Source organism: Actinosynnema sp. ALI-1.44, assembly GCF_001984155.1.
Taxonomy (GTDB): Bacteria; Actinomycetota; Actinomycetes; order Mycobacteriales; family Pseudonocardiaceae; genus Kibdelosporangium.
The window spans coordinates 18,270-40,346 of sequence record NZ_MTQO01000039.1; the positions used below are offsets into that span (position 1 = coordinate 18,270).

Consider the following 22,077-nt stretch of genomic DNA (forward strand, 5'->3'; position numbering starts at 1 on the left):
TGGTTGCCAAAAAACTGGGGGGTTAGGCGTCGTCGAGGATTTTCTGGACGGCTTCGCGGGCCTTGCGGTCCATGTCCGCGATCGCCGCGCGGCGCTCGGCCTTGGCCTCGTAGTCCGCGAGCCGGTCGCGCACGACCTTCGCCGGGGTGCCCACCGCGATCGCGTAGTCCGGGATCTGGCCGCGGACCACCGAATGCGCGCCCAGCACGCAGCCACGGCCGATCCTGGTGCCCTTCAGCACGGACACCTTCGTACCGATCCACGTGTCCGGGCCGATCCGGACCGGGGACTTCACGATCCCCTGGTCCTTGATGGGCATGTGGATGTCGTCGACGACGTGGTCGAAGTCGCAGATGTACACCCAGTCGGCGACCAGCGACGCGTCACCGAACTCGATGTCGAGGTAGCAGTTGACCACGTTGGCGCGGCCGAACACGGCCTTGTCGCCGATCCGCAGGGAGCCCTCGTGGCAGCGGATGGCGTTGCCGTCGCCGATGTGCACCCAGCGGCCGATCTCCATCCGGCCGTAGCCCGGGCGGCAGTGGATCTCCACGTTCTTGCCGAGGAACACCATGCCGCGCAGGATGATGTGCGGGTTGAGCAGCCGGAACTTCAGCAGCCGGTAGTAGCGGACCAGGTACCAGGGCGTGTAGGCCCGGTTGCGCACCACCCAGCGCAGCGAGTCCACGGTGAGGAATCTGGCCTGCTGCGGGTCGCGTCGCACGCGCCACCAGCCGCGTGCCCGCGCGGCCAACGGCGAACCCCACATCGAAGTCATGCCTGACAACGTAGATGACCATACCGGCGCTCACCGCACAGCCCTGTCGCCGAAGTCACTCTCAGATGACATCCACTGTGCAGAAGATCCGGAGGTTCTCGGCCGCGGCCTTCGTCGCCGGGTGGGCCGCGCCCAGGCTCCTGCGCAGGCTCGTCACGCTGCTGCGCTGCAACTCGGCGGACTCGTCCAACTGGCCGAGGCCACGCAGGTGCAGCGCGAGGTTCGTGGCGACGGCGTCGATGTGCGGGTGGTCGTCAGGCAGGACGCGCTGCGACCGTTCCAGGGTGTCCCGGCCGAGGTCGCGGGCCGCCGCGTATTGCCCCGCCCTGGCCAGGTCGTTGGCCAGGTTGGCCGCGCACACCAGGCTGAACGGGTGGTCGTCGCCGAGTGCCGCGCGCATCCGGTTCATCGCCTTCTCGTTCAGGCCGCGCGCGGTGGACAACTCGCCGAGGACGTGCAGCGTCACGGCCAGGTTCGTCGCCGCGGCGAGTGTGAACGGGTGGTACTGGCCCCACGTCCGCTGTCCCAACTGGTGGGCGTGCAGGCCCAGCCTGCGGGCTTCCTCGAGGCGGCCGAGCGCGCGCAGGGTCACCGCGACGTTCATGGCCGCGGCGATGGCCTCCGGACCGTCCTCGCCGTAGCGTCCGGTCAGTCCGTCCAACGCGACCTGGCCGAGCGGCAGCGCGTTCGCGGCGTCACCGGCCAGCCGCCGCGCGCTGGCGAGGGTCTTGGTGGCGTGCAACGTCATCGGGTGCCGGACGCCGCCGTGTTCCCGCGAGCGCAGGACCACGTCCTCCTGGACCTGGCAGGCCTCGAGCCAGCCGCCGCACGCGATCAGGTCGAGCGCGAGACTGTTCAAAGAGCACAGTGTGGCGCCGTGGTTCTCGCCCAGGACAACGACTTTACGGCGAGCTGTCCGCTCGTCGAGCTCACGCGCCGCTTCGAGACAACCGGACAGGCGCAGCGCAGCGGTGTACGTTCCCGCCGCGTCGAGGGTATCCGGGTCGTCCTCGCCGAACTTGCCGCGTGTGCGTTGGTAGGCGTCCTTCGCCCACGCCAACGCGGCCTCGAACTGCCCTGCGGCACAAAGGTCTTCGGCCAGTGACCGGATCGACAGGATCGTGTCCTCGTCGTCGGCGCCGAGGTGCTCACGGGCACGCACCACGGTGAACTCGCCGATCCTCGCGGCTTCTTCCGGCTGACCGGCCAGACGCGTCGTCCTCGCCAGCCACCGCGACGCGACCAACGCGTCCCTCGTGGTTTCCCGCCAACGCTCCACCAGGCCGGCCGCGAGCGCCCGCGCGTCCGCGGGATCGCCCCAGGTGGCCAGGAACGCGACGGTGTTGATCGCGAGACGCCGGATCCTCGGGTCCGCGGAGGCGATCGCGTCGCTGGCGAGCACGTGCGGCAGCAGATCCGCGTACCTGGACCAGTTGCCGGCTTCGCACGGGTTGCCGGGGTCCGCGCTCGCCAGCACCAGCTGGGCGTCCAGGCGCAGCTCTTCGGCGGGTTCCGGGCGGTACGTCAACCGGAAGGTGTCGGTGCGGTGGTCGACTTCGGCCAGTCCGGTCGAGGTGAGCTGGCGGATCGCCCGGCCGAGCAGCACCGGGTCGCGCAACACCGTCGCCGCGAAGCCCGGCAGGGACGGCAGGTCCGGCGCACCCGCGAACACGCCGCGCGAGATGGGCCCGTCGGCGAAGAAGGCACAGATCCTGACCAGGTCCGTGATCTGTTCGGGGTCCGGTTGTCTTCGTGGCCACGGCACGTCGACGGCGTCACGCGCCGGAGTTCGCGCGGTGACGAGGACCTGCCCCGGCCCGGCAGGCAGGAACGGCCGGACGTCGTCCACCCGGCAGGCGTTGTCGAAGATCAACAGGCTGCCCCGCACGCGCAGCGCGTCGAGGACTGCGGGAACAGCCGCCCGCGCGCTGGGACCGACCGGCAGTTTCAGCCGGACCGCCAGTTTGACCAGCGCGATCCGGATCAGCGCCGGGTGCGCCGACGGGATCCACCACACCACCTCGTGCTCGGCGGCCCGCCGGTGGGCGTACTCCGCGGCCAGCTCGGACCGGCCCGCACCCGTCAGCACGGCAAGCGGATGATCCTCCACCGCCGCCAGCAGGTGCCCTGGCGCGGTGAACCCGGCGGCTCGCGGCGGCACGTCACCCCACACCACCGGCTGCTCGGTCCGCACGGCACCGCGCTGGCGCGGCACGTCACCACTGAGCATCTGCCGCGCCCACGAGACCGCCCGTGATCTCGGTTCCAGCTCGCTCAGAACGCGCAGGAACGTCGACAACGCGCCCGGGTGCTGGTCGCATGCGAGCAGGATGCTGTAGATGTGCTGGCGGGTCGATGGGAAATGCCTGACCTGCAAGGGCAGGCCGAGGTACTGCCCGACCAGGTCGAGGCACAGGCCCCGGCCGACCGGGTCGCGCAGGATCTGCACCTGTTCGAGGGTTTCCACCACCGAGTGCCAGACATCACGCCGCCGTCCCAAACCAGCCAACGGCCACACGGTCTCACCTCCGTGTCCTGTCCAGCACGCCCGAATTGGGAATAGCTCAGTCGACCGAATCCGACAACAGCAGCCGCTCGATACCCTCCAATCGGCGTACTCCCCCGGAGTCGCCGTCCAGTTGGCGCACTGCCTCGATCAAGTCGAACAATCCCTGCTCGTACAGCAGGCAGGTCCGCACGAGCGCGAAGACGTGCAGCCTGGTGGCCGCGTGGTACGGCACGGCGTTGGCGATGTGCCGCGGCAGCATGTCGATCAACATCGTCCGCCCGGCGGCGTCGCGGACGAAGGGCAGTTCCAGCAAGGCGTCCACGATCTCCGACAGCGGCATCACCCGTGCGCGCGGCTGTTCGTGCCCCGCCATCGATGCCCGGGACATCGACGCCCGGGCCACCGGCACCTGGGCCACCGGGGCGTGGGCCATCGACGCCTGGGACGCGGGCGAGTGGGCGACGTCCGGCAACCGCAGCCACGCCACCGTGTGCGTCTGCTTCACCGACACGGCGATCCGCTGGTAGGAAGCCGGATCCGCGGCGGGATCCTGTTCGATCACGTCGCGGTAGAACTCGTCCGACGCGATCAGCGCGAGCAGCCCGCCGCTGTCGGCGAGCGCCGACTTGGCCTGACCGGCGTCCAGCAGCCGGAACGTCAGGTTCACCGCGTGGCTGACGACTCCCTCGGAGTCCGCGTAGACCTCGCCGTGGTGTAACGCGACCCGCAACTGCACGCGGGCTTCGGCCGCGTGCACCGAATTGTACCGGCGCAGCGCCGACAGCAGCCTGGTGTGCCACTGGTCGACCAGCCAGACCTTGGGGAAGTCTGCGGGGATGAGGATCATCGCGCCGTCGCCGCGGTCCTCGTGGTAGAGCGCCTTCCACAGGATCCCGGCCTCGTCGAAGGCCGCTCTGAGCATGTCGTACAGGCCCTCGTGCACCGCCCGCAGGTGGATCATGGTGCGCATCGGGTCGGTGAAGGACGCGACGTCGACAGCGACGATCGCCCGGTGTTGTGTGGTCACGACGGATCACTCCCCATAATCGCCGTCCCAAGCCGGTGGTGGGTCAACCATAGCTGGCAACCAGGTGAGAATTGTTGTGTTCCGCCTCGTCGGCTTGGCAACCTGAACTGGTGGACCCAAGCCCGGACAGCTTCTGGGGGAGCCTGGCGATCGCGGAACGCCACGCGCTCGAGCAGATCTCCGCTCGGCGCCAGTACGCTCCCGGTGAGTACCTGTGCCACGAGGGCGACCAGTCCAAGCACGCGTTCATCCTGATCTCCGGGCACGTCCAGGTGATCTACTACACCGAGGACGGCCGTGAGCTGGTGGTCGCGCTGCGCACCGCCGGCGACATCCTCGGCGAGGTGGCGGCGTTGCACGGACTGCCACGCACGGCCACCCTGCGCGCGCTCGACAAGGTCGAAGCGATCACCGTGCCCAGCAACAGGTTCACCCATCTGTGTCAAACACGGGCGAAACTGACGTGGACCCTGCTCGGCGTGCAGTACGCGCGATTCGGCGGGACGACCGGTCGCCACGCCGAATACGGCGGCGGCAGCGCGAGCCAGCGCGTGTACACCCAACTCGCCCAGATGGCGGTGGAACACGACAAGGGCGACGGCAATCCGATCGAAATCAAAGCTGGGATGACCCAACAGCAACTCGCGGACAGCGCGGCCACATCACGCGAGTCGTACGCCAGGGCGCTGCGCGTCCTGCGTGACAAGGGCATCATCAGCACCGGGCGCAGCTGGATCCGCGTGCACAAGCTGGCGGAACTGCGCAGAATGGCCCGTTGAGCCCCTCTGTGTCAGCTGACACAGAGAATCCGCGCCATTCCGGGTTTCATTTCACTACGAGACCCGAGGAGGGGGCGCAATGGACCCGTTTCTTCCAGCTCCGGACCCAGGCCGGTGGCGCCGCGGATTCTTCGCCGCGTGCATCGCGATCCCGTTCACGGCCATGCAGATCTGGGCGATCACGGTGGTGCTGAGCACCGCGACCATCGAAGGCGCCGCCGGGCTCGCTTTCCTGTTGGCGGTCGGCGGATCGGCGGTGGCCGTGGTCGACGGTTGGCGGTGGGCGTGGCGGCTCGGCCGCAACTCGGCCGAAGGAGTACCCGAACCAGCGCGGTGACGCGCCCGTGGTGAAGAGCAGGACCGTCGACCCGAGGGGGGCCGACGGTCCCGCTACCCCCGGTCATCAGTGAGCGAGCAGGCAAGGTAGCGGTGGGCTCACCGGCAGTTCTACCGCCATTCAGGTCACTCGCGTCGGGGGCGAGTGACCATCTGCGTCTCGTCGGCGGGGCGCGGGGCTGACACCGCCCCGCCGACGAGGCAGACCACCGGTTCCCGGCGCGATATCGCTGGACGCGCGATCGCGGACGTGACCACTAGGTGCGCTCCGCCTGGCACAGCAAAGCTGTCGGGGTGGTCCCGATTCTGGTCAGCACCACCGTCGCCTCCTGGTTTCCCTTGAGTTTCAGGCGGGGGCGCAGGGTGTTCGGGTCGACGTCCACGCCCCGCACCAGGATTTCCAGTCGGCCGACGCCTCGGTCCGCCAGCAGCCCGCGGAGCGATTTCTCGTTGTAGCGGCCGTGTTCCAGCACCCTGAACGCGCGGATCCCGGGCGGCGGGGTGTCCCCCGTCAGGTAGGCGATCCGGGGGTCCAGTTGGGCCAGACCGTGCCGTGCCGCGTAGTGCTGGACGAGGCCCGCGCGGACCACCGCGCCGTCCGGGTCGACGATCCACTCCGCCGGCGCCGTCACCGGGCAGTCCGCCGGTTCCGCGTCCGTGACCGTCCACGACTCCATAGTGGACTTGATGACCGTCGCGCGGCGGGTCACGCCTTGCGTGGCAAGGGATCCGGTCCACAGACAGGCTTCCTTCACCTGCCCGTCCAACGACACCAGCTCGATCTCCCCCGCCCACGGGACGTCCTGCGGGTCGATCCCCGGCGCGCACTTCACCGCCATGTCCCGCGTCCGGTAGACCTCGGCCAGTTCGTTCAGCGGTGGGGTGAAATCCGCTGGACGCCAACGCCTTCTGCCCGACGAGTCCCGCCTGGCCGGGTCGGCGAGGATGACCGCGTCCCGGGTGACCGGGCGCAGGGCGTCCGCTTGGACGACGTGCGCACCGGTGTTGTGCCGTGCCATCGCCAGCCTGACGAGGTCCAGGTCTGATCCGACCGCCACGTCCGCGACCGGCGTGAGGTGTTCCAGTTCCGTGCCGATGGAACACGTGACGTCGTGCACCGCACGCCCTTCGAAGCGGTGCGCCCTGTGCCTGGCCACCTGCCATGGCGTTGCCTGTTGCAGCGCGTCGTCGGTGAACAGCCAGTCCACCGGATCTTCTACTTTGGACTGGGCTTTTCGGCGCAGCAGCACGGTTTCCACCAGCATGGCGGCCTTCTCGCCTGCCGTTCGGCGTGCCGCGGCGACGTCGGCGAGGTGGCTCGCCGACGTCAACGCCAGGGTGTCGATCTCCGCCAGCGCCGCGACACCCGCGTCCGACCGCAGGTAGGCGACGTCATCGACGGTGAAGCCGTATCCCACGGGTCACGGCTTGGTGCCGGTGATCATCACGTTGTAGAACAGCTCGCGCGGCGCGATCCCGCGCAGGATGTTCTCGTCGACCCAGGACAGGCGCTGCCAGGCCCGGTAGGCGAACATCCGCCAGCCGAAGGTCAGCTTCTCCTGCGGCACAGCGGCCTCGAAGGTCCGCACCGGCCAGCCGAACAGGGCCGCGGCCAGCTCCTCGGTCTTCGCCTTGACGTTCGCGCCGCCCGCGTCCCGCACCAGCTGCTCCAACTCGGTCGGGTCGAAGGTGTGCAGGTCCACGACCGCTTCCAGCGCCGCGGCCCGGGAGGACTCGTCCAGTTCCTCCTGCGGCCTGCGCCACGAGTTCAGCGCGGGCAGCTTCGTGACGTTCGTGGTCAGCCACCAGGTGAGCTGGCCGAGTTTGCGGGCGTAGGTGTTGCCGATCTTCGTCGGCTCACCGGCGAACACGAACCGGCCGCCCGGCTTGAGCACGCGCAGCACCTCGCGGAACGCCGTCGGCAGGTCCGGGATGTGGTGCAGTACCGCGTGCCCGACGACCAGGTCGAAGCTGTCGTCGTCGTACGGGATCCGCTCCGCGTCGGCGACACGGCCGTCCACGTCCAGGCCGAGGTTCCTGGCGTTGTTCAGCGCCACCTGCACCATTCCCGGCGACAGGTCGGTGACCGAGCCCTTCTTGATCACGCCGCCCTGCATCAGGTTGAGCAGGAAGAAACCCGTGCCGCACCCCAGTTCCAGCGCTGTCTCGTACGGCCAGCCGTCCTTGCCCGCCACGGACTCGAACCGGCCCGTCGCGTACTCGATGCAGCGTTCGTCGTACGAGATCGACCACTTCTCGTCGTACGTGCCCGCTTCCCAGTCGTGGTAGAGCACGTTCGCGAGCTTCGGGTCCTGCCAGGCCGCCTCGACCTCTTCGGCCGTCGCGTGCGGGTTGGGCGCTGGGTCACTTGCCACTGAACGTCGCCTTTCCTGGGCCGTTGGCGATGAAGGACTCCATCCCGGCAGTCCGGTCCTCGGTGGAGAACAGTCCCGTGAACAACGCCGTCTCCAGGCGAAGACCCGCGGTCAGGTCGCCGTCGAGGCCGCCGTCGATCGCGGCCTTCGCCGCGGCGAGCGCGCGGCTCGCGGCGCCGGTGAACTGGCCTGCCCACTTCACGGCGGCGGTGTAGACGTCGTCCGGCGCGACGACCTCGTCGACCATGCCGATCCGGAGCGCTTCCTCGGCCTCGACGAACCGGCCGGTGTACACCAGGTCCTTGGTCCGGCTCGGACCGATCAGCCGCGCGAGCCGCTGCGTGCCGCCCGCGCCGGGGATGATGCCGAGCAGGATCTCCGGCTGGCCGACTTTGACGTTGTCGCCCGCGATCCGCCGGTCGCAGCACAGCGCGAGCTCGTAGCCGCCGCCCAGCGCGTACCCGGTGATCGCCGCGACGGTCGGCTTCGGCAGCTCCGCGACGATGGTCAGCGTCCTGGACAGCTCCGGGGCGTAGTCGGCGATGTCCGTATGCCCCATCTTGGCGAACTCCTTGACGTCCGCGCCCGCCGCGAACACCTTCGGACCGCCGTAGACGATCACGGAGCTGACGTCCGGCCGTTCACCTGCCTCGATCGCCACCTCCCGCAACTCGGCCTGGAGCTGCCGGTTCAACGCGTTCATCGGCGGCCGGTCCAGCCGGATGGTGCCGATCCCGTCCGCTACCTCGAGCTTGACGAACTCACCCATGCTCGGAGGTTACCTCCCAGTAGGCCCATCAGGCGCGCCGGGCGAAGAAGCGGCCGCCCGAGCGCTGGAGCTTCAACCGCTGGCCGAAGGTGGCCGACAGGTTCGCACTGGTCAGCACGTCGTCGATCAGTCCCTGTGCGACGACGTCGCCCGCCGAGAGCAGCATCAGGTGCGTGAAGCCCGGCGGGATCTCCTCGACGTGGTGGGTGACCAGGACGGTCGCGGGCGCGTCCGCGTCGAGCGCCAGCTCGGTGAGCCGGGCGACCAGGTCCTCCCGGCCGCCGAGGTCCAGCCCGGCCGCGGGCTCGTCCAGCAATAACAACTCGGGGTCGGTCATCAGGGCGCGGGCGATGATCGTGCGCTTCCGCTCGCCCTCCGACAATGTGCCGAACACGCGGTCGGCGAACCGGCCGATGCCGAGGCCGTCGAGCAGCTGCTGCGCGCGGCCGATGTCGAGCGACTCGTACTCCTCGCGCCACCGCCCCATGACGGCGTACCCCGCGCTGACGACGACGTCGATGACCTTCTCGTCCGGGGGGATCCGGTTCGCCGTCGCGGCGGAGCAGAACCCGATCCGCGGCCGCAGCTCGAACATGTCGACCCTGCCGAGCTGCTCGCCGAGCACGTGGACCGTGCCGCTGGACGGGTGTGTCTCGGCGGCGGCCATCCGCAGCAGGGTCGTCTTGCCCGCGCCGTTGCCACCGAGGATCACCCAGCGTTCGTCGAGCTCCACGCTCCAGTTGATCCCGGTGAGCAGCTTGCTGCCGCCCCGGCGCACGCCGACATCGGCCATGTGCACCACAAGGTCGTCGATGTTCTCCGGAACGCTCTGCTCGCTCACACGTTCATTCTGTCGTCAACCCCTTGACCGGCACCCAACCGGGGGTGGTCGATCACGGCAGGGGATCGCGCACATTCACCGTGAGCGGCACGGGTGTGGTGACCGACAGCACAGTGCGGCCGTTTTCGGCGACCTGCGGTTATGCCCCTACGTCGACCGTTACGCGCCCTTGACTTGATGCTCCGAACGGCTGGCGTGGGTGATCGACCGGGTATCCCTGTCGGTGATCCTTGCGAAGATGGGTACGTGCCGACTTCGCCACGTGAGTTCCCGAGCCTGCTCGCCGGACGACCGTTCCCGCTGGGGGCGCACCCGGAGTCCGGCGGTGTGCGCTTCGCCGTGGCGTCGTCGGTCGCCGAGGCGGTCGAGGTCTGCCTGATCAGCGAGGACGGCACCGAACGCCGGGTCGAACTGGCCGAGCACACGTTCGGGATCTGGCACGGCATCGTGCCCGCTGTCATGCACGGCCAGCGGTACGGCTACCGCGTGCACGGGCCGTACGACCCGGGCCGCGGGATCCGGTGCAATCCGGCGAAGCTGCTGGTGGACCCGTACGCCCGGCGGATCACCGGTGACGTGACGCGGATTTCCGACACGCTGGACTACGTCGGCGAGCTCATGGACGGCGTCCCGTCACGGGTCGATTCACTCGGCGCTGTGCCGTTGTCCGTGGTGACCTCCCTCGGCGGCGCCGACACCGGCCGCAAGCCCGAGGTGCCGTTCGAGGAGACGATCGCCTACGAACTGCACGTACGCGGTTTCACCAAGCAGAATCCCGAGGTCCCGGAGAAGCAGCGCGGCACCTATCTCGGGTTGGCGCATCCCGCTGTCGTCGAGTACCTCGTACGGCTGGGCGTGACCGCTGTCGAACTGCTGCCGGTCCACGCCATCAGCTCGGAACCCGGCCTGCGGGACACCGGCCGCAGCAACTACTGGGGCTATTCGACGCTCGGTTTCTTCGCACCGCACAGCGGTTACGCGAGCGAACCCGGCCGGGAGATCGAGGAGTTCCGCACCATGGTCGCCGCGCTGCACGCGGCGGGCATCGAGGTCATCCTCGACGTCGTCTACAACCACACCTGCGAGGGCGGGGCGGGCGGGCCGTCGCTGTCGTTCCGCGGCCTGGACGCCCCGGCTTACTACGTGCTCGGCCCGGACGGCTACGACCGGGACATCACAGGCTGCGGCAACACGCTCAACGGCGGTTCGCCGACCGTGGTGCGGATGGTCACGGACTCCCTGCGGTACTTCGCGGGTGAACTCGGTGTCGACGGCTTCCGGTTCGACCTGACCAGCGCGCTGGGACGGCCGAACGGCGGCGCGTTCGACCCGAACTCGCCGCTGCTGACCGCGATCGCGGCGGATCCGTTGCTGTCGCGGTGCAAGCTGATCGCCGAACCGTGGGACGCGACCGGCGAGGGGTACCGCGTCGGCGGATTTGGTCCACAGTGGACGGAGTGGAACGGCCGGTACCGCGACACCGTCAGGGACTTCTGGCGCGGCGCCGTCGGCGTGCGCGACCTGGCGTACCGGTTGTCGGGCTCGTCGGACCTGTACGCGCTCAACCGCAGGCGACCGTGGGCGTCGATCAACTTCATCACGGCGCACGACGGCTTCACGTTGCGCGATCTGGTGTCGTACAACGACAAGCACAACGAAGCCAACGGCGAGGACGGCCGGGACGGCACGGACGACAACCGTTCGTGGAACTGCGGTGTCGAAGGCGAGACCGACGACAAGGAGATCCGCGCGTTGCGTGCCCGCCAGGCCCGCAACCTCGTCGCGACGCTGCTGCTGTCCACCGGGACGCCGATGCTGGTCGCGGGCGACGAACGCTGGCGCACCCAGGGCGGCAACAACAACGCGTACTGCCTGGACAACGAGACCTCCTGGGTCAGTTGGGAACGCGGCGACGACGAACTGGACATGACCGCCTTCGTCCGGCACGCGATCAGCCTGCGTGTCAACGCGCCCGCGCTGCGCCAGCCGCACTTCTTCGACGGCAGGCCGACCCGTTCCGGCGAGCCGGACCTGGTCTGGTTCCGGCCGGACGGACACCCGATGTCGGACGAGAACTGGTTCGACGACGGCGCCCGCTCGTTGGGCATGTGGATCGACGGCTCGGAGTCGCTGTCCCGCACCCGGGACGGTGAACTGGTGTCGGACGACTCGTGGCTGCTGATCCTGCACGCGGGCGGCGACGCGATGGACTTCACGCTGCCGTCCGGGAGTTACGGCGACGACTTCGAACCGGTGCTGGACACCGGCTCGCCGGACGGCAAACCGGTGGAGCCGCAGCCCCTGGAGCCCGGCGCGACGATCACCGTCCCGGCGCGCTCACTACTACTGCTGCGCGCTCGGCGCTGAGTCCGTCCAGCAGGTGAGAGCACTTTTCCGTCGACGTCGACGCATGGCAACATGCGCTTATGGCCCGGTCGTTGCTCACATGGCGCGACCGCACAGTTGACCTCCAGAAGCTCAACTTGTGCGGGTGTACCGCCGCGCGGTACGGGTCGCTCTGACGTTTTCTCTCCGTGCCGCGTGTCGCTTCCCCCACACACCCGACACTCGTTGCCTGGAGAATCGCCATGACCGCGTCTGTCACCGACGTCGAGCTGCATGGACAGATCACCGACCCGCTGCTGCCGGACCTGCTGCACCCGGAGCGGACTTTGTGGACGCCCCGCGAGCTGTGCGACCTGACCTCGACGGTGGCGTCCGAGCTGACGACGTCACTGCTCGGCATCCTGGAGTACGCGCCGGAGCAGCGCTGGTGGGCCCGGCTGGCGTTGACCGAGGGCGTCGAACTGTGGTTGCTGTCGTGGCTGCCCGGCCAGCAGACTGAACCCCATGACCACGGTGGCGCGGCGGGATCGTTCACAGTGCTGACCGGTGAACTGGCCGAGTTCTACCGGTACCCGGGCGGGCCGATCCGCAGCCAGTCGCACGACGTCGGCTCGGCGATCGGGTTCGGCGCCGGACGAGCACACCAGGTGCTGAACCTGTCCAAGGGGCCCGCGGCGAGCGTGCACGCGTACTCGCCGCCGCTCGTGCCCACCCGGGAGTACGCCAGCCTCGCCGACATCCCCGCGGAGATCCCGCCGCTGCCCGCCCACCGGTCACTGGCCGACCTGCGAAAGGAACCAGTCGAACCGTGAGCACGATCGACGACATCCTCGCCGGAGCACGCGCGGGCCTCCAGCGCGTCGACCCGTCCCCAGCCCTGCTGGACGACCCGGAAACCCTGATCGTGGACATCCGCCCGGCGCACAACCGCGCCGCCGAGGGAGAGATCCCCGGCTCGGTGGTGATCGAGCGGATCGTGCTGGAATGGCGGCTCGACCCGACCGGTGACCACCGCATCGACGGCTTCGACGCCGACACGCGTGCCGTTGTCGTGTGCAACGAGGGGTACTCCTCCAGCCTCGCCGCCCGCGACCTGCAGGCCGTGGGCCTGGCTCGGGCCACGGACCTCGTCGGCGGGTTCCGCGGCTGGAAGGCGGCCGGACTGCCCACCCGACAAGGCGGGACGCCGCCGATCACCTGATCGTGCAGGTCAGAGGGGTTACCACCGGTGGTAGCATTTGCCGTGTGACTGCTCTTTCGTGGGATGCCGGGGCGTCTGAGAACGCCCCCGCCGTGACCCGCGCCGAGTACTTGAGGCTGCTGAGTGAGGAGGACAAGCTCTCTTCGCTGGGCAAAGCGCGCAAGGTCAGCGTCTCACTGCCGGAAGGGCTCACCGCAGCCATCCAGCAACGAGTCGGCAAGGGCGAGTTCAGCCACTACATCGCGGTGGCAGTCGCGCTGCAACTGGAGCAGGACCTTCTCCACGAACTCGCTGCCGAACTGCGTGTGGAACACGGCCCGGTGGACGAAGAGCATCTGGCCGAGGCGAGGGCAGCATGGCCGGACGCGGAGTAGCAGCGGGCGGCACCCTCGTTCTCGACGGCGAGGGTTTGTCGAAACTCGCCCAAGGTGACTCACGGGTGCGAGCCTTTCTTGACGTGGCACGCGAACGCCGAGCGCATGTGGTCGTCAGCGCGATAACGTTGACGGAAGTGCTTCGCGGTAAACCCCGGGACGCAGCGGTACACCGGGCGCTGTCACGGGTTCGCACCCTGCCGGTCAGCCCGGAACTTGGCCGCGCGGCCGGGGAACTTCTCGGCGCCACCGGGCTTTCGGGCCACCGCTGTGCGATCGACTCCGTGGTCGCCGCGACCGCGTTGAGCTCGGCGCGTCCGGTCGTCGTGCTCACCAGCGACCCCGACGACATGAGTCGGCTTTTGGACGAACCGGACACGCCCAAGAGTCAACGGGTTGCGGTCGTCCACGTGTGACTTCAGGACTTGCCGGTGCGGTTCTTGACCGGCCACCGGCGGCCCCACCTGCGGCCCCACCGGTTGCGCATCCGGACGACTCGTTGCCGCTCGCGTCGAGCGCTCTGCCGCTCGCGGGGCTGCTTGGGCTGGTGCCCGGCGGCGCAGCCGCTGGTGGCCGTGAACATCCCGGCGACCAACCCGGCGGCCGTCACGAGCACTGCTCTCCTCGATGTCATGCTCCCTAGGACGCCGGAAGGGCGGTCGGAGTTGATCGGGATCGGGAATCGCCGGGAGCGGCTGCCCTGATGGACACCCCAGTGGACATGGGGAACGGGCCGATGGGTGCGTAACGTCCGTCGAGTGCGGGTTGTTCGCTTCGGAACGTATCCGGCGATCTTGGTGGCTGTCGCCGCCATCGAGCAGTCGATCGCCGGAGTGCTGTTTGCCCTGGTCGGGATGGTCGTGACCGCAGCGGTCGGCCAACTCGGCCTGCTCGTCGGCACGCGGGCGCACAGCGTGGTCGCCGGTGTCGGGCCGCGGCTGGCGGAGTGGCGGTCGGCCAGGCGCACGGTGGTCCTGCGGGCGTTCCCATTGCCGATCTCGGTCGAGGTCGGGACCCGCAAGAAGCGGGCGGTGATGGTGTCCGTCGGCGCCGTGGCGGTGACTGTCGCGCTGTTCGCGCTGCTCACCGACTATGTGTTCGCGCTCGGCGGGCTCGCCGCGTTGGTCAGCGCGGCGTTGGTCGAGCGGCGAGAAGTTGACACCCCCTGCGTGTCGCAGGTGGTCGAGTTGGTTCAAGCCGGTGAGCTGGACGCGGCCGAGCGGCTCGTCAGCCAGTTGACCGTGGCGAACCCGACAGCGAGGACCATCCGGGCATCCCGGGTCCTCGTGTTGGAGGCACGCGGGCGCTACGGCGAGGCGCTGGCGCTCGCGATCGGGATGTCCGAGGCCGAGGGGCAGGACGCGGCCGCCGCCATGGCGGCGGTCGCGGGGCTCACCGGCGCGGCGATCGAAGCGGGCCAGCTGGATGCCCATCAGGGCCTCCCGGTCGCGGCCCGTGCCCTCAACGAGGCCGTCGAGCTGGGCAAACCGAGCTACATGCTGGACGGCGTCCGCGCGTTGATCGCGCTGCTCGCCGGGGACCCGCAGCTGGCCGTGCGGCTCGCGCGGACGGCGTGCAGGAACAACGACGGCTCACTGGGCCGCGCCGACGACCTCGCCACGCTCGCGCGTGCGTACATGGCGGCCGGTGACAACTCGAAAGCCCGCGCGACGCTGGCGAAGGCCGAGCGGCTGGTGCCGTGGTGGCCGCGGGTCGCGTTGACCCGCAGCCGCCTCGACCTCGCCCAAGCCTGACGCCTAGTTGGCCAGGATCACCCGGCCGAGTTCCGCCGCGGACGACAGCAGTTCGTGCTTGGGCAGCACCCGCACGGTGTAGCCCAGCGCTCCCGCGTGGGGCAACGGCAACTCCGCGACGTACGTGCCGTCGCTGTCCGGCTTCATCGGCACCGTGACCACGTCGACCAGGTCATCCGTGTCGCCGACGCGGCCGACGACCGCCTGGACCTCCACGTCCGCCGACTGCAGGCCGGCCAGTTCGACCGACGACCGCACCTGGACCCGCTCGCCGATCACCGGGGCCTTGCCGTCCGGCAGCGTCAGCTCGCTGTCGGTCACGCGGACGTGGTGCCACGCCGCGTCGATCCGGCTCCGGTAGGCCGCCAGGTCCTTGGCCTGCCGGAAGCCGTCGCCCGCCGCCTGCGCCGCGGACGTCGCCGCCGGTGCGTAGAACGACTCGACGTACTCCCGGACCATCCGCGTCGCCTGGACCTTCGGCCCCAGCGACGCCAGCGTGTGCCGCACCAGCTCCATCCACTTGGCCGGCACGCCGTCCCCGCCGCGGTCGTAGTACGTCGGCACGACCTGCGAGCCGAGCAGGTCGTACAGCGCCGACGCCTCGAGGTCGTCACGGCGGACCGGGTCGGTGACGCCGTCGGCGGTCGGGATCGCCCAGCCGTTGCGGCCGTCGTACAGCTCGTCCCACCAGCCGTCCCGGATGGACAGGTTGAGGCCGCCGTTGAGCGCCGCCTTCATGCCGGACGTCCCGCAGGCCTCCAGCGGGCGCATCGGGTTGTTCAGCCAGACGTCACAGCCCCAGTACAGGTACCGGGCCATCGACATGTCGTAGTCCGGCAGGAACACGATCCGGTGCCGCACGTCCGGGTCGTCGGCGAACCGGACGATCTGCTGGATCAGCGCCTTGCCGCCGTCGTCGGCCGGGTGCGACTTGCCCGCGACCACCAGCTGCACCGGCCGGTCGGAGTCGAGCAGCAGCGCCTTCAACCGCGCGGGGTCCCGCAGCATCAGGGTGAGCCGCTTGTACGTGGGCACGCGCCGGGCGAACCCGACGGTCAGCACGTCCGGGTCGAACACCGACTCGGTCCACGACAGCTCCAACGCGGACGCGCCGCGCTGCAGCCACGCCTCCCGCACCCGCCGCCGGACCTCGCGGACGAGGCGTTCCCGCAGCCCGCAGCGCAGTTCCCAGAGCAGCGCGTCGGTGACCGGCTGGAACCCGGTCAGCCCGACCTCGCTGTCCACTTCGGACTCGCCGAGCAGCTTGGAGATCTCGCGGGCGGCCCACGTCGGGCCGTGCACACCGTTGGTCACCGACTTGATCGGCACCTCGTGCGTGTCGAAACCCGGCCACAGCCCGCCGAACATCGACCGGCTGACCTCGCCGTGCAGTTTGGAGACACCGTTGGCGCGCTGGGCGAGCCGCAGGCCCATGTGCGCCATGTTGAACATGCCGACGTTCTCCTCGGCGCCCAGCGCGAGGACGCGTTGCACGTCCAGCCCTGGCAACAAGTTGCCACCGCCGAAGTAGTGCCGGACGAGGTCGACGGGGAACCGGTCGATCCCGGCGGGCACCGGCGTGTGCGTGGTGAACACGGTGCCCGCTCGGACCGCCGACAGCGCCTGGTCGAAGTCGAGCCCCTCGGCCGCCATCAGCTCGCGGACGCGCTCAAGGCCGAGGAATCCCGCGTGTCCCTCGTTGGTGTGAAAAACCTCGGGCTGGGGGTGCCCGGTCAGTTCGCAGTACGTCCGGACCGCGCGCACGCCGCCGATCCCGGCGAGGATCTCCTGGCGGATGCGGTGGTCCTGGTCGCCGCCGTACAGCCGGTCGGTGACGCCACGCAGGTCGGCGTCGTTCTCGTCGACGTCCGAGTCGAGCAGCAGCAACGGCACGCGTCCGACGTTGGCCTTCCAGATCCGCGCACGCAGCACGCGTCCACCGGGCATGGAGACGTGCACGAGCAGCGGCACGCCGGACGGCTCGGTCAGCGGCTCCAGCGGCAGGCCGCGCGGGTCGACCACCGGGTAGTGCTCGACCTGCCAGCCCTCGGCCGACAGCGACTGGCGGAAGTAGCCGGAGCGGTAGAGCAGGCCGACGCCGATCAGCGGCACGCCCATGTCGGACGCGGCTTTCATGTGGTCCCCGGCGAGGATGCCGAGGCCGCCGGAGTAGTTCGGCAGTGCCTCGGTGACGCCGAACTCCATCGAGAAGTACGCGATCGACCTGGGCAGCCGGGTGGCCGACGGGTCACCGCCCGCGCGGTGGGTGAGCTCCTCCTGCCTGCGCTGGTACCAGCGGTCGCTGGTCATGTACCGCCGCAGGTCGTCGGAGATGGCGCGGACGCGCATCATGAACTCGTCGTCCGCGGCGAGCTGCCGCAGCCGCTCCGCAGGCGTCTGCTCGAGCATCCGCAACGGGTCGCCACCCAGCTCCTCCCACGCTTTCGGGTCGACCGCTGCGAAGAGGTCCTGGGTGGGCGGATGCCAGGTCCAGCGCAGGTTGTTGGCCAGGATGCCCAGGTCGGCCAGTGATTCCGGCAGACCGGCACGAACGGCGAATCGACGCACAGCTTTCACCCCGAGCACCATACTTACCGCCGGGCGCGATCTTGAAGACCGTTCCGCTGTGGACCCGTCAGGACAGGTCGACCACGACCTTGCCCCGGACACCGCCCTGTTCGAGCGCGCGGTGCGCGGCGGCGATGTCCGACAACGGGAACACACGATCGACGTACGGGCGGATCGCCCCGGCCGTGACCCAGCGGCCGAGTTCGGCCAGCAGTGCCGCGGTCGGGTCGCCGCTGAAGGCGTGGATCCGGCGGTGGCGGCGAATCGACTGCGCCGCGATGTAGCCGACCGAGCGGGCGGGGTGGTCGACGTCGAACGCGATCGCGACCATCCGTCCGCGCCGGGCGAGCAACCGGTGGACGGCGGGCAGCCCGGTGCCGACCGTGTCGAGGATGACGTCGAAGGGACCGAGGTCGCCGGGTGCGCGGTAGTCGACGAGCTCGTCGGCGCCGAGTTCCTTCAGCATGTCCAGGTTGGCCGCGCTCGCCAGCCCGGTCACGTGCGCGCCCATCGCCTTCCCGAGTTGCACGGCGACGTAGCCGACGCCGCCGGTCGCGCCCCGCACGAGAAGGCGCTCGCCGGGCTCGAGCGCGGCCTTGTCGCGAAACGCGGTGATCGCCGTGGTCCCGGCCAGCAGGGCGGCAGCCCGCAGCTCGTCGATCCCGGCGGGGATGTGGTCGATCCGTTCGGGTGGGACGACGACGTACTCGGCGGCCGAGCCCAGCCGCCGGCCGACGGAGCCCCAGACGAGGTCGCCCGCGGCGAACCTGCTCGTCCCCGGCTCGACGACCTCGCCTGCCAGGTCGACCCCCATCCGCTGGGGGAACTTGTTGCCCGTGACCAGGCGCACCTTCCCGGCGCGCGCGGTGAGTTCGCCACCGTTGACCGACACGGCGCGCACCCGCACCAGGACCTCGCCGGGTCCTGGCCGTGGCACGGGTCCGGTGGTCACCGACAACACCTCGGGCGGCCCGTAACGGTCGAACGTCGCGTAACGCATTGAAGTGGAAGACATGCTCCAGTTCTACCCAGGAAACCGGAAAGGGTCTTCCACTTCCCCTAAAGTGAGAGACGTGCCGACGACATTGCCTCCCTTGCGCACGGACGCGGCCGCCAACCGCGTCAAGATCCTCGACACGGCGCGAGCGGTCTTCGCCACCGAAGGGCTCGACGTCCCGATGAGCGAGATCGCCCGCCGCGCGGGCCTCGGCGTCGCGACGCTGTACCGCCGGTTCCCCACCAAGGAGGACCTGGTCGCGGCGGCCTTCGCCGAACAGATGATCAAATGCGGCGGCATGCTCGATGCCGCACTGGCCGACCCTGACCCGTGGCGCGCGTTCTGCCAGGTGGTCGAGGAGGTCTGTGCGATGCAGGCACGGGACCGGGGCTTCGCGAAGGCGTTCGTCACGGCGTTCCCGCACGCGAAGGAGTTCCAGGCGCAGCGCGAACAGGCCGAACGGGGACTGGCCGAACTGGTGGCCCGTGCCCAGGCGGCCGGGGTGCTCCGCCGCGACTTCCACATGGGCGACGTGGCACTCGTCCTCCAGGCCAACGGCGGCATCCAGGCCGGGTCGCCCGAGGCGACGGCGGCCGCGTCGCGGCGGCTGGTGGCATACCTGCTCCAGTCGTTCCGCGCGGACAACGCAGGCAACACCGCACCGCTGCCCCGGCCCGTCGCGATCCCGTTCGAGGCCGCCCTGTAGCGAAAACCAGTACGCGTCCGCCCTGGTAAGACGGTACAAATCCGGGTCATGAAGCACTCGTCTCCCCAGTTCGCCGCGATCGCCGAGCGGAGCACGATCCTGCGCGTACAGGTGGGCTCCGGGGTGCACGGCACAGCCATCCAGGGCCAGGACGACCGGGACGAAATGGGCATCTGCGTCGAACCGCCCGAGTACGTCGTCGGCCTGGAACGCTTCGACGACCTCGGCCGGGAACTGCGCGCGAAGCCGGAGATCGTGCTGTCGCGGCAGGCGGGCATGCGCTTCATCGGCTACCTGCGCTCGCAGCGGGCGGGCATGCTCGGGCACCGCAAGCACACGAACCGGCCGGAGCTGATCGAGAAGTACGGCTTCGACGCCAAGTACGCGATGCACATGGTCCGGCTCGGCGTGCAGGGGGTCGAACTGCTGGAGACCGGCCGGATCACCCTGCCGATCCCCGAGCCGTGGCTGGCGTGGCTGCGGGATCTGCGGCAGGGCAAGCACACCAAGGACGAGGCGCTGGCCGCGGCCGACGAGCTGGAAGCCGAGCTGGAGAAGCTGATCACGACGTCACCCCTGCCGGAACGCCCCGACCGCGATCTTGCGAACGCCTGGTTACGACAGGCTTACCAACGCGTTTGGAGCAGCCCCATTACACGCTGAGGGCGCTGACACGGCAGACTAGAGGCAGAACCCCACACCTGAGGAGCGCCTCTGTGAGCGGTCGTCTCGGCATCGACAATGTCTCCCCGTCTGTCGACTGTGGCCGATACCCGGTCAAAGCCGTTGTCGGAGAACATGTTCCGATCCAGGCGACGGTGTGGCGGGAAGGCCACGACGCGGTCGCCGCGACCGTCGCCTGGCGCGGACCGACCGACACCGCCGCCCGGCAGACCCGGATGGCGCCGCACCCGACCGAGCCGGACGAGTTCGTCGCCGTCATCGTCCCGGACACCGAGGGGCTGTGGACGTACCGCGTCGACGCGTGGAGTGACCCGTGGTCGACGTGGAAGCACGCGGTCGAGGTGAAGGTCGGCGCCGCGCAGACGCCCGAGGAGCTGTGGAACGACCTGGAGAGCGGGGCCCGCTTGCTCGAGCGGGTTTCCCGCCGCCCCAACCGCAACGGCGAGAAGCGGTTGCTGACGTCCGCCGCGCAGGCCCTGCGTGACACCGAGCGGCCGTTGCCCGCCCGGATCGCCGAGGCGCTGTCCGAGCCGGTGCACAAGATCATGACCAGCCACCCGGTCAGGGAGCTGGTCACCCGGGGCAAGACGATCCGCGTGTGGGTCGACCGGAAACGCGCCCTGTTCGGCTCGTGGTACGAGTTCTTCCCGCGCTCCACCGGCGGCGTCGACGAGTCGGGCAAGGCGGTGCACGGTACGTTCGCCACGGCCGCGAACGAGCTCGAACGGGTCGCGTCGATGGGCTTCGACGTGGTCTACCTGCCGCCGATCCACCCGATCGGCAAGGTCAACCGCAAGGGTCCGAACAACAGCGTCATCTCCGTGCCCGAGGACGTCGGCTCGGTCTGGGCGATCGGCTCGGACGAGGGCGGCCACGACGCGGTCCACCCGCAGCTCGGCACGCTCGCGGACTTCAAGGACTTCGTGGCCCGCACCCACGAGCTGGGCATGGAGGTCGCGCTCGACCTGGCGTTGCAGTGCGCGCCGGACCACCCGTGGGTCAAGGCGCACCCGGAGTGGTTCACCACACGCCCGGACGGCACGATCGCGTACGCCGAGAACCCGCCGAAGAAGTACCAGGACATCTACCCGCTGAACTTCGACAACGACCCCCGCGGGCTGTACTCGGAGGTCCTGCGGGTGGTGACGCACTGGGTGGAGAGCGGGGTGCGGATCTTCAGGGTCGACAACCCGCACACCAAGCCACCGGACTTCTGGCACTGGCTGATCAGCCAGGTCAAGTCCACCCACCCGGACGTGCTGTTCCTGTCCGAGGCGTTCACCCGCCCGGCCCGCCTCTACGGCCTCGCCCGGCTCGGCTTCACCCAGTCCTACACGTACTTCACCTGGCGGACGGGCAAGCACGAGCTGATCGAGTTCGGCCAGGAGCTGGTCAAGCACGCCGACGAGGCCAGGCCGAACCTGTTCGTCAACACGCCGGACATCCTGCACGCGTCGCTGCAGGAAGGCGGGCCCGGCATGTTCGCGTTGCGTGCCGCGCTGGCCGCGACCTTCGCGCCGACCTGGGGCGTGTACTCCGGCTACGAGCTGTTCGAGTACGAACCGGTCAGGCAGGGCAGCGAGGAGTACCTGGACTCGGAGAAGTACCAGTTGCGGCCGCGTGACTGGGAGCAGGCGTTGGCCGACGGCCGTTCGCTGGAGCCGTGGATCCGGCGGCTGAACGCGATCCGCCGTGCCCACCCGGCGCTCCAGCAGCTGCGCACCCTGCGTTTCCACAACGTCGACAACGACGCCGTGCTCGCATACTCCAAAGTGGACCCGGCGACCGGCGACACGGTCGTCGTCGTGCTCAGCCTCGACCCGTTCAACACCACCGAGGCCATGGTCTGGCTGGACATGCCGGAGCTCGGCATGCGCTGGCACGACCGGTTCACCGCGTTCGACGAGGTGACCGGGCAGACGTGGGACTGGGGCCAGTCGAACTACGTCCGGCTGGAACCGTGGAACGCCGTGGCGCACATCATCTCGGTCCAGCGCTGAAGTCCTTGCCGTTGACGACGGCCACCCGCAGAC

General features: G+C 69.6%; 21 protein-coding genes. 11 read left to right on the forward strand and 10 right to left on the reverse strand.

From position 1 onward, the window contains the following. Nucleotides 1-22 precede the first annotated feature (22 nt). The 3 genes from ALI144C_RS12960 to ALI144C_RS12970 all read right to left on the reverse strand — a co-directional run bounded on the left by ALI144C_RS12960 (nt 23) and on the right by ALI144C_RS12970 (nt 4,314). Nucleotides 23-778: an acyltransferase gene (locus tag ALI144C_RS12960; RefSeq protein WP_076987343.1), complete on the reverse strand. Its 756-nt coding sequence runs from the start codon at nt 776-778 to the stop codon at nt 23-25. A 61-nt stretch (nt 779-839) separates the two neighbouring features. Further along, nucleotides 840-3,296 carry an FxSxx-COOH system tetratricopeptide repeat protein gene (gene fxsT, locus ALI144C_RS12965; protein WP_076987344.1) on the reverse strand — a complete coding sequence of 819 codons (2,457 nt, stop codon included), beginning with the start codon at nt 3,294-3,296 and terminating at the stop codon, nt 840-842. A 46-nt stretch (nt 3,297-3,342) separates the two neighbouring features. Next, nucleotides 3,343-4,314, reverse strand: a complete 972-nt coding sequence (locus tag ALI144C_RS12970) for an effector-associated domain 2-containing protein (RefSeq protein WP_076987345.1) — start codon at nt 4,312-4,314, stop codon at nt 3,343-3,345. Nucleotides 4,315-4,424: 110 nt separating this feature from the next. Here ALI144C_RS12970 and ALI144C_RS12975 point away from each other — a divergent pair, with 110 nt between their 5' ends. Together ALI144C_RS12975 and ALI144C_RS12980 are read left to right on the forward strand one after the other, a co-directional pair. Beyond that, nucleotides 4,425-5,093, forward strand: coding sequence for a Crp/Fnr family transcriptional regulator (locus ALI144C_RS12975; RefSeq protein WP_168211235.1), 669 nt, complete (start codon nt 4,425-4,427; stop codon nt 5,091-5,093). A gap of 79 nt (nt 5,094-5,172) precedes the next feature. After that, nucleotides 5,173-5,430 carry a hypothetical protein gene (locus tag ALI144C_RS12980; RefSeq protein ID WP_076987346.1) on the forward strand — a complete coding sequence of 86 codons (258 nt, stop codon included), beginning with the start codon at nt 5,173-5,175 and terminating at the stop codon, nt 5,428-5,430. 256 nt (nt 5,431-5,686) lie between these two features. On the opposite strand, the gene ALI144C_RS12985 is transcribed toward ALI144C_RS12980, so the two are convergent. Genes ALI144C_RS12985 through ALI144C_RS13000 form a run of 4 tightly spaced genes read right to left on the reverse strand, consistent with a single transcriptional unit; the run spans nt 5,687 to nt 9,414 of the window. After that, nucleotides 5,687-6,847, reverse strand: a complete 1,161-nt coding sequence (locus ALI144C_RS12985) for a THUMP-like domain-containing protein (RefSeq protein WP_076987347.1) — start codon at nt 6,845-6,847, stop codon at nt 5,687-5,689. Nucleotides 6,848-6,850: 3 nt separating this feature from the next. Further along, nucleotides 6,851-7,804 carry a class I SAM-dependent methyltransferase gene (locus ALI144C_RS12990; RefSeq protein WP_076987348.1) on the reverse strand — a complete coding sequence of 318 codons (954 nt, stop codon included), beginning with the start codon at nt 7,802-7,804 and terminating at the stop codon, nt 6,851-6,853. Beyond that, on the reverse strand, nt 7,794-8,573 hold the full coding sequence (locus ALI144C_RS12995) for an enoyl-CoA hydratase/isomerase family protein (RefSeq protein WP_076987349.1): 780 nt from the start codon (nt 8,571-8,573) through the stop codon (nt 7,794-7,796). The genes ALI144C_RS12990 and ALI144C_RS12995 overlap by 11 nt, the downstream gene beginning before the upstream one ends. Nucleotides 8,574-8,601: 28 nt before the next feature. After that, nucleotides 8,602-9,414 carry an ABC transporter ATP-binding protein gene (locus tag ALI144C_RS13000; RefSeq protein WP_076987350.1) on the reverse strand — a complete coding sequence of 271 codons (813 nt, stop codon included), beginning with the start codon at nt 9,412-9,414 and terminating at the stop codon, nt 8,602-8,604. 246 nt (nt 9,415-9,660) lie between these two features. Between ALI144C_RS13000 and glgX the strand changes: the two genes are divergently transcribed. The 5 genes from glgX (at nt 9,661) to ALI144C_RS13025 (ending at nt 13,751) form a co-directional block, all read left to right on the forward strand. Further along, complete coding sequence (gene glgX, locus ALI144C_RS13005) at nt 9,661-11,781, forward strand: glycogen debranching protein GlgX (RefSeq protein ID WP_076987351.1); 2,121 nt, start codon at nt 9,661-9,663, stop codon at nt 11,779-11,781. A gap of 221 nt (nt 11,782-12,002) precedes the next feature. Then, on the forward strand, nt 12,003-12,572 hold the full coding sequence (locus ALI144C_RS13010; protein ID WP_076987352.1) for a cysteine dioxygenase: 570 nt from the start codon (nt 12,003-12,005) through the stop codon (nt 12,570-12,572). Beyond that, on the forward strand, nt 12,569-12,961 hold the full coding sequence (locus ALI144C_RS13015) for a rhodanese-like domain-containing protein (protein WP_076987353.1): 393 nt from the start codon (nt 12,569-12,571) through the stop codon (nt 12,959-12,961). The genes ALI144C_RS13010 and ALI144C_RS13015 overlap by 4 nt, the downstream gene beginning before the upstream one ends. Nucleotides 12,962-13,005: 44 nt before the next feature. Next, nucleotides 13,006-13,335, forward strand: a complete 330-nt coding sequence (locus ALI144C_RS13020) for a hypothetical protein (RefSeq protein WP_193441184.1) — start codon at nt 13,006-13,008, stop codon at nt 13,333-13,335. Further along, on the forward strand, nt 13,317-13,751 hold the full coding sequence (locus ALI144C_RS13025) for a type II toxin-antitoxin system VapC family toxin (RefSeq protein ID WP_076987354.1): 435 nt from the start codon (nt 13,317-13,319) through the stop codon (nt 13,749-13,751). Before ALI144C_RS13020 ends, ALI144C_RS13025 begins: the two co-directional genes overlap by 19 nt. Nucleotides 13,752-13,753: 2 nt before the next feature. Here the strand turns inward: ALI144C_RS13025 and ALI144C_RS13030 are convergent, their stop codons facing one another. After that, a complete protein-coding gene (locus ALI144C_RS13030; RefSeq protein ID WP_143230616.1) occupies nt 13,754-13,969 on the reverse strand; it encodes a hypothetical protein in 216 nt (71 codons plus the stop codon). Between the two features lie 124 nt (nt 13,970-14,093). On the opposite strand from ALI144C_RS13030, the gene ALI144C_RS13035 reads away from it, so the two are divergent. Further along, nucleotides 14,094-15,089, forward strand: a complete 996-nt coding sequence (locus ALI144C_RS13035) for a tetratricopeptide repeat protein (RefSeq protein WP_076987356.1) — start codon at nt 14,094-14,096, stop codon at nt 15,087-15,089. Nucleotides 15,090-15,092: 3 nt separating this feature from the next. Here ALI144C_RS13035 and glgP read toward each other — a convergent pair whose 3' ends face one another. Beyond that, nucleotides 15,093-17,666, reverse strand: coding sequence for an alpha-glucan family phosphorylase (gene glgP / locus ALI144C_RS13040; protein WP_076987519.1), 2,574 nt, complete (start codon nt 17,664-17,666; stop codon nt 15,093-15,095). 58 nt (nt 17,667-17,724) lie between these two features. Next, on the reverse strand, nt 17,725-18,672 hold the full coding sequence (locus ALI144C_RS13045) for an NAD(P)-dependent alcohol dehydrogenase (RefSeq protein WP_076987357.1): 948 nt from the start codon (nt 18,670-18,672) through the stop codon (nt 17,725-17,727). A gap of 58 nt (nt 18,673-18,730) precedes the next feature. On the opposite strand from ALI144C_RS13045, the gene ALI144C_RS13050 reads away from it, so the two are divergent. The 3 genes from ALI144C_RS13050 to ALI144C_RS13060 are packed head-to-tail and all read left to right on the forward strand — an operon-like array spanning nt 18,731 to nt 22,044. Beyond that, nucleotides 18,731-19,360 (forward strand): TetR/AcrR family transcriptional regulator, encoded by a 630-nt coding sequence (locus tag ALI144C_RS13050; RefSeq protein ID WP_237774119.1) that lies wholly within the window; start codon nt 18,731-18,733, stop codon nt 19,358-19,360. A gap of 48 nt (nt 19,361-19,408) precedes the next feature. After that, on the forward strand, nt 19,409-20,023 hold the full coding sequence (locus ALI144C_RS13055; protein ID WP_076987359.1) for a DNA polymerase beta superfamily protein: 615 nt from the start codon (nt 19,409-19,411) through the stop codon (nt 20,021-20,023). A 53-nt stretch (nt 20,024-20,076) separates the two neighbouring features. Further along, nucleotides 20,077-22,044 (forward strand): alpha-1,4-glucan--maltose-1-phosphate maltosyltransferase, encoded by a 1,968-nt coding sequence (locus tag ALI144C_RS13060; RefSeq protein WP_076987360.1) that lies wholly within the window; start codon nt 20,077-20,079, stop codon nt 22,042-22,044. Nucleotides 22,045-22,077 lie beyond the last annotated feature (33 nt).

Excerpts from the sequence above, each read along its gene's own strand:
- ALI144C_RS12960 (WP_076987343.1), bottom strand. The coding sequence starts at position 778 with ATGACTTCGATGTGGGGTTCGCCGTTGGCCGCGCGGGCACGCGGCTGG.
- ALI144C_RS12980 (WP_076987346.1), top strand. The coding sequence starts at position 5,173 with ATGGACCCGTTTCTTCCAGCTCCGGACCCAGGCCGGTGGCGCCGCGGA.
- ALI144C_RS12995 (WP_076987349.1), bottom strand. The coding sequence starts at position 8,573 with ATGGGTGAGTTCGTCAAGCTCGAGGTAGCGGACGGGATCGGCACCATC.
- ALI144C_RS13010 (WP_076987352.1), top strand. The coding sequence starts at position 12,003 with ATGACCGCGTCTGTCACCGACGTCGAGCTGCATGGACAGATCACCGAC.
- ALI144C_RS13025 (WP_076987354.1), top strand. The coding sequence starts at position 13,317 with ATGGCCGGACGCGGAGTAGCAGCGGGCGGCACCCTCGTTCTCGACGGC.
- ALI144C_RS13030 (WP_143230616.1), bottom strand. The coding sequence starts at position 13,969 with ATGACATCGAGGAGAGCAGTGCTCGTGACGGCCGCCGGGTTGGTCGCC.
- ALI144C_RS13045 (WP_076987357.1), bottom strand. The coding sequence starts at position 18,672 with ATGTCTTCCACTTCAATGCGTTACGCGACGTTCGACCGTTACGGGCCG.
- ALI144C_RS13055 (WP_076987359.1), top strand. The coding sequence starts at position 19,409 with ATGAAGCACTCGTCTCCCCAGTTCGCCGCGATCGCCGAGCGGAGCACG.